The organism is Bradyrhizobium pachyrhizi, from assembly GCF_001189245.1.
GTDB lineage: Bacteria > Pseudomonadota > Alphaproteobacteria > Rhizobiales > Xanthobacteraceae > Bradyrhizobium > Bradyrhizobium pachyrhizi.
Genome location: NZ_LFIQ01000124.1, coordinates 69,556 through 76,522 on the forward strand (window position 1 = coordinate 69,556; position 6,967 = coordinate 76,522).

Consider the following 6,967-nt stretch of genomic DNA (forward strand, 5'->3'; position numbering starts at 1 on the left):
CACGCCGGTGATCGTTCCGCCGCCGCCGACGAGACCGTCGTAGCTGTTGCCCGGATAGTTGGCCCACGGAGCCGAGAACTGCGAGACCGCCTTACCGATGGTGAAACCGGCGAACTGGATGAAGGCGTAGTAGACGCCGACCGTGCCGCCTGCAACCGCGCCGGAGTTGGCGTTGTTCGGAGCCGAAACCGCGCCGATCGGCGAGTAGACGGTCGCACCGTTGCCCTGACCGGCATAGGTGTCCGAGGTCCAGGAGAAGGTCGCATCGAAGAAGGTGCGGACCACGCCGTATTCGGTCGCGGTGCGCGTATCGATGTTCAGATCTTCGCGCGAACGCCAGGTGTAGCCGTTGGTGAAGCGGTTGTTCGCACCACCAGCACCCGAGGTGTTGCCGGTGTGGTCCGAGTTGGTGTTCGCCAGGACGTCGACGCGCAGGTAGCCGCCCAGCTTGATGCAGGTGTCGGTGCCCGGGATGTAGTAGAATCCGGGACCATACAGGGAGCAAACCTTCACGTACTCGACCGCTTTGGCCTTGACGGGAAGATCGGCCGCCTGAGCTCCGCCGACCGCGACGAGAGCCGCCGCCGAGCCGAGGATAAGGCTCTTAACCATCTTCATGTTAAACCTCCAAGTTGCTCTATCTCAGGGAAGGTTCCGGATCCGCCGGGTAAAACACCCTCAGGTTGGTTCCCTTTGTCCCTTAAAATCCCCGCTTAGTCGCTTCGCGCCTTCGGACACACCCGCATGAACGCGAGGGACTTAAGCGAACCACCTAGAACGGGACGACCTCGGGATGCCCCCCTCCGTCGTAGTTCCATATGAGACAGAAGGCCCCCGATCACGCAACAAAAGACCGCTCGGTTTGCGGCGAGTTGCGGCTGTTTTCGGGCAAATGTTGCACAAATATCACGGGCTTTTGAATTGCGGCATTTCCGCAAGTCATTGAAATACAATACGAATATTTCAGTTACCGCTATCGGGCACAAGATTGGGCAACACCGCGCGGAACGGTGTGCAAAACGCGTAGTCCTACTGAGAAAGCGAAAGCTGAAGCCGGCTTCGGCAGCACTGATTCCGGTATCCCGGGCACGACATTTCGGCCCAAAACGCCGAGATTTGAACAACATAACCCGCCCCGAATACCGTCGACTCGCGTCTGGAAGGGGGCTTTCCGATGGCTCGGAGCAGGCCGAATGACGGCGGGCGGTTTGCCACGCATGTGCAGTAACGATGCTACATGTCACTGGGATGTCAGCGCGCAGAATCGGTCGATTTGTTCTCCGCAGCCGCAGCGCGCTGAAACATCTCTACTGTACGCGGTGCATCCGCAAGGCTCGTCTCCGACGGAGCCGCGTCGCGCTCACTCGTCCAAAATGTCCAGGAGATCCTCGATCCGCTCGAAAGGCGGCTCGTGTATGTTGTCCGAATAGAACACGCGATCGCCATCGCGCTCGAGCGAACGTGCTCTGGATTTGGGCAGCCTCCCGGGAAGGAACGTCGCCGCGACGGCCTCCGGGCCGACATCGAGCCTCACGATCCCTCGCCGCTTGCAATCGATCCTGAGCCTCGCCGCGGCGAAGAAGTCCCGACCGGCCGACGGCAGCCTGCCGAAGCGTCGCGAGGTCTCTTCCTCGAGATCTTCCAGATCGTCTTCGCTCCGGCACCTCGCGGCACGGCCATAGATTTCAAGCCGCACGGATTCCGATTGTACGTAGCTCCTGGGCAGCAAATCCGCGAGCGGAAGGTTGAGATCGGGTACCCACAGATCGGCGGACCGGTCGTTGGTCTTCTCCGAGGCTTGCTTGAGAAGGTGGCTGTACAGCACCGGACCGAAAACCTGCACATGGCCGGATTGCCGTTCCGAAAGCAGATCCCCGGCGCCTCTGAGGTCGAGATCCCGCTCGCTGATCGCGAAACCGGCGCCCGGTCTGCTGAACTCCTCCAGAACGGCCAAACGCCTCCCGGATTGTTCCGAACTGGATTCGGTCAGCATGTATGCGAAGGCGCGCGTCCCGCCGCGTCCCACCCGGCCTCTGAGCTGGTGGAGCTGTGCCAGACCGAACTTTTCCGGCCAGCAGACCACGATGGTGTTCGCCCTGGGGATGTCGAGACCACTTTCCACGATGTTGGTCGCCAGGAGGACGTCCGCCTCGCCTTCGACGAAACTCATCATTCGATCGTCGATTTCGTCGGCGGGCAGCTTGCCGTGCAGGCAGACGATGCGGAGCTCCGGGGCCATCGACTGCACGCGCGCCAGCATCGGATCCAGATCCTGGATGCGCGGACAGATCAGAAAGCTTTGCCCGTGACGTCGCTGCTCGCGCAGCAATGCGGCGGCAATGGCGGCGTCCGAGAGCGGAGCGATCCTGGTCGCGACCGGAAGCCGATGAACGGGCGGAGATGCGATCACGCTAAGCTCCCTGAATCCCGCAAGGCCCGCCGCTAGCGTGCGCGGAATCGGCGTGGCACTCATCCACAGCGTATGGACGCCCTTCGCCAGGCCTGAAAGCTTCGCCTTCTCCGCCGCCCCGAAGTGCTGTTCCTCGTCGATGATGACCAGACTCAACTTGGCGAACTTCACGTCCTTCGATGCGATCGCCTGCGTGCCGACCACGACCTTCATCTTGCCGCTTCGCAGGCCCTCCTTGGTCTCCTTCATCTCCGGAGACGACGTCGCCCGCGACAGGCTTCCCACTTCGATGCCAAGCGGGGCAAACCGTTTGCGGAAGGTTGCGACGTGCTGCCTTGCCAGAACGGTCGTCGGCACGACCACGGCAACCTGCTTGCCCGACAGCGCAACGGCCGCCGCCGCGCGCAATGCCACCTCGGTCTTGCCAAACCCGACGTCGCCGCAGACGACCCGATCCATTGGATGACCGGAGGCAAGGTCATCCAGCACGTCGCGAATTGCCTTCGCCTGGTCGACGGTCGTGAAATATGGAAAGCGCGCGACGAACCGCTCATATGCGGGACCGGGAGCGACCAGCTTGGAAGCGCGCCGGCGGCGCCGTTGCGCGATGTGTTTGGCAAGCGCCTTGGCGGCAGTCTGAATTTCCTGCTCCGCCTTGGTTCGGCGCGTCCACCACGTACTGCCATCGGCCCTGTCCAGTGCCAGCTTGCCGAGCTCCGCGGCATACGGCCAGATCAGCGCAAGATCGGCCGGCGGAACGAGGACGGCATCGTCCCCCGCGAATGCCAGCCTGATCATCTCGCGCGATGATCCCTTCCCCACATCGAAGGTCTGCAAGCCATCGAGCACGGCCAGCCCGCGCTGCAGATGCACGACGACCGCGTCGCGCTCCGGCACGTCGGGATGATCGAAAGCCGAACTCCAGGCTCTCGCCATAGGCTGCGGATGATGCGCCCTGCTGCCGAGCACGTCGGTCGCCGTCACGACGACGAGCGGCTTGCGCCCTGAGCCGATGAAGCCGGTGTCGAAGTCGGCCAGCAGCGCGCCTGCGCCGCCTCGCCCCTTCGCCGCCTCGTTCCAGTTTGCGAAGCGCTCCGCCTTGATCCCGCTCATTCGCTCCATCGCGCGCAGGTCATCCTCGACCGCCGCGACAAACAGCAGCCGCGATCCGGCGCGCTCGGTGTCGGCGACAAATGCGCGAAGCGCTTTCCGCGACGAGGCGACCTTCGAGAAGTCGGGCGTGGCGGTGAAAGCTGCCTTTCGGGGCAGCGAGCTCATCCGTCTGGTCAGCCGTTTCCAGTCAGCGGGCCCCAGATACTCGCGCTCCGCCTCCCTGCGGCCGGCCGCCTCCTTGATCGTGCTCAGCCAGCTATCAGCGTGGCCTGACACGCCCGCGTCCGCGATCCAGCGCGCACGCTCACAATAATCCAGCAGCGCCGCCCGCTGCACCCGCTTGCCTCCCAACGCGATCCGTTCGGACATGGGGTCGATGTGCAGTTCCTCCGCGTCGAACACGACGTCGTGCTCGTCCGGATCGACACCGGCGATTCTGCGGATCACGCCACCGGAATGCTCAATTCTGAACGGCCCCAGCGCGCCCGCGGGAAATACCTCGAACGTCATTCCGTGGAACAGAGCGCTGCCGGGATAATCCGCCTCTTCGTCGAGATCGTATCCCAGAGCTTCCAGACGATCCTTGAGTTCCCGCTCGGAGTAGCCCGCCCCCACCTTCAAGCTGATGCTGAGGCGCGCCGAACTGGCGGGCAACGGCAACCGCTCCATGATCGCCTCCGCCGTCGATACCAGGAAGACCGGCTTCTTGCTCCGGGCGAGGCGCCTCAACACCGAACTGCGCCGGCCGGCGATCTCTCGTGACGGCTCCAGCCCGTCAAAGGGCAGGGTATTCAGCCTCGGGAACACCAGCACCTCGAGCGAGGGATCGAGCGAATGCAGCACGCTGCCCAGGCGCTCGGCCCTGTTCTCGCTTTCCGCAAGGAAAACGATGCCGTCCCGCCCGGACTTCTTCCATTGCTCGAGAAGATGGAGCGCCAGCATGCCAAGCGGTGAGGAAGACGAGATCCCGGAACGCGCCGATCCCTTGCTTTTCTTCTTCGCGCCAGCAGCAGCGCGGGCCTTCTTGGTATTCGCCACGTCAGATCCGTCGTTATATCGTGATTACGATCGCCCGGTGACCTGCGTCTCCGGACGACTCGGGGCTTGTCGCCCGCCGCCATGGAAACCAAAGCGGCACAGATTTCCAGCTAGCCGGCCCAATCCGCCCGAAATGGCGGCGGGGGCGGCCGGCAAAAATCGATTCCTCTCTTGAAATCAATGGCTTGTTTGCTGGCTGGGGCGGGAGGGATCGAACCTCCGAATGGCGGAATCAAAATCCGCTGCCTTACCGCTTGGCTACGCCCCAACGCACCGATCGAAGGCCACGTCGGTCTATAGGGTGAGTCCCGCCATTTCAACAGGGCGGCGATCGAAAAGGCACGAAAGCCGCAGGATGATGACGGTACTCTTATTATAAGGCGACTTATAAGGCGACGCCGCGGTGGCCGAAACAGACCGTACGATGTCCGTTCGGACTGTTGAGAGGCCGCCGGTTTCATGGGATGACAATTTGCAAACGCCTCGTCGGGAGTAACGCCATGACCTACCGTGCGCCGATCAACGATATCCTGCTGTCCCTCAATCACGGTGCGGGCCTCGCTGCCGCCGTGGAGGCCGGCCACTACGGCGATTTCGACGGCGACATCACCGCTGCGGTGCTGGAAGAAGCCGGCAAGTTCGCCTCCGACGTGCTGGCGCCGCTGAATCGTGTCGGCGACGAGCACGGCATCAAGCTCGACAACGGCAAGGTGACGACCGCGCCGGGCTGGCCCGACGCCTATCAGCGCTGGACCGCCGCGGGCTGGAATGCGGTGTCGGGGCCGGAGGCGTTCGGCGGCCAGGGCCTGCCGCTCGCGGTCAACGCCGCCTGCACCGAGATCTGGAGCGCGTCGAACGTCGCCTTCGGCCTCTGCCCGCTGCTGACGCTGTCGGCGATCGAGGCGCTCGATGCCCATGGCAGCGCCGAGCTGAAGAAGACCTATCTCGAGAAGCTGGTCACCGGCGAGTGGACCGGCACGATGCAACTCACCGAGCCCAATGCCGGCTCCGACGTCGGCGCGCTGCGCACCCGCGCCGAACGCGCCCCCGACGGCACCTATCGCATCAAGGGCACCAAGATCTTCATCACCTACGGCGAGCACGACATGACCGACAACATCGTGCATTTCGTGCTTGCACGATTGCCCGATGCCCCCGCGGGCACCAAGGGAATCTCACTATTCCTGGTTCCGAAATTCCTGGTCAATGCCGACGGCTCGCTCGGCGAGCGCAACGACATCCATGCCAGCGGCGTCGAGCACAAGCTCGGCATGCACGCATCGCCGACCTGCACCATGACGATGGGCGATAAGGGTGGCGCGGTCGGTTATCTGATCGGCGAGGAAAACCAGGGCATGCGCTGCATGTTCACGATGATGAACCAGGCCCGCCTCGGCGTCGGCCTCGAAGGCGTCGGCATTGCCGACCGCGCCTATCAGCAGGCGCTGGCCTATGCGCAGGAGCGCCGGCAAGGGAAAGCTATCGGCCGCAAGGGCGACGAGATGGATCCGATCATCGTGCATCCCGACGTCAAGCGCATGCTGATGCAGATGCGCAGCATGACGGCGGCGGCGCGCACGATCTGCTACGCCACCGCGGTCGCGCTCGACGTTTCGGTGCGCGCCAAGGACGCCAAGGTGCGCGCCGAGGCCGCTGCCCGCGGCGCGCTGCTGACCCCGATCGCCAAGGCGTTCTCTACCGACATCGGCAACGAGGTCGCCTATCTCGGCGTACAGATCCACGGCGGCATGGGCTTCATCGAGGAGACCGGCGCCGCGCAGCATTATCGCGACGCCCGCATCACCTCGATCTACGAGGGGACCAACGGCATCCAGTCGATCGACCTCGTCACCCGCAAGCTCGGCGCCAATGGCGGCGCCTCGGTCTGGGCGCTGCTGGACGAGCTCGCTGCCGTCATCAAGCAGGTCGAGACCTCCAACGATCCGGCGTTCGGCACCACGGGCGCCAAGCTGCGCGACGCGCATGCCGCGCTGGAGCGCACCAGCAAATGGCTGCTCGAGCGCCTCGCCTCGGCGCCGAACGAGGCACTGGCCGGCGCAACGCCCTATCTGCGGCTGTTCGCCGCAACGGCCGGTGGCTGCATGCTCGCCGGCGAGGCGCTGGCCGCCAAGGCGAACGGCGAAGCCGAGCCGCAGCGCTATGTCGCGCTGGCGCGCTTCTTCGCCGAGAACATCGCCGTACAGGCGCCGTCGCTGGAAAAGACCGTGACCGAAAGCGCCGAGGCGGTGACCGGCGCGGATGCGGTGCTGGCGGGGTAGGATACCTTCCACCGTCAGCGAGGTGAGGAGGCCCAACGCGCTGTGGTCGCCAAAGGCCCTCCTCGCTCGTTTGATGCACACGACGTGCGGCATCACAGCTGTCGTCCCTGCGAAAGCAGGGACCCAC

At 64.2% G+C, this 6,967-nt stretch carries 3 protein-coding genes and 1 tRNA gene; 1 reads left to right on the forward strand and 3 read right to left on the reverse strand.

Annotated features, from left to right (window positions below; translation table 11 throughout):
• The 3 genes from AKL29_RS46190 to AKL29_RS38810 all read right to left on the reverse strand — a co-directional run.
• Positions 1-618 (reverse strand): porin (locus AKL29_RS46190; protein ID WP_244482663.1); only part of this gene is annotated, 618 nt, incomplete at its 3' end.
• Positions 619-1,360: 742 nt separating this feature from the next.
• The gene (locus AKL29_RS38805; RefSeq protein WP_050387957.1) at positions 1,361-4,465 is read right to left on the reverse strand and encodes a DEAD/DEAH box helicase; all 3,105 of its coding nucleotides are present in this window, start codon (positions 4,463-4,465) and stop codon (positions 1,361-1,363) included.
• A gap of 289 nt (positions 4,466-4,754) precedes the next feature.
• Positions 4,755-4,829: transfer RNA gene (locus AKL29_RS38810), tRNA-Gln, on the reverse strand.
• Positions 4,830-5,061: 232 nt separating this feature from the next.
• On the opposite strand from AKL29_RS38810, the gene AKL29_RS38815 reads away from it, so the two are divergent.
• Positions 5,062-6,840, forward strand: coding sequence for an acyl-CoA dehydrogenase family protein (locus tag AKL29_RS38815; protein ID WP_050387815.1), 1,779 nt, complete (start codon positions 5,062-5,064; stop codon positions 6,838-6,840).
• Positions 6,841-6,967: the final 127 nt, after the last annotated feature.

Excerpts from the sequence above, each read along its gene's own strand:
- AKL29_RS38815 (WP_050387815.1), top strand. The coding sequence starts at position 5,062 with ATGACCTACCGTGCGCCGATCAACGATATCCTGCTGTCCCTCAATCAC.
- AKL29_RS38805 (WP_050387957.1), bottom strand. The coding sequence starts at position 4,465 with ATGCTGGCGCTCCATCTTCTCGAGCAATGGAAGAAGTCCGGGCGGGAC.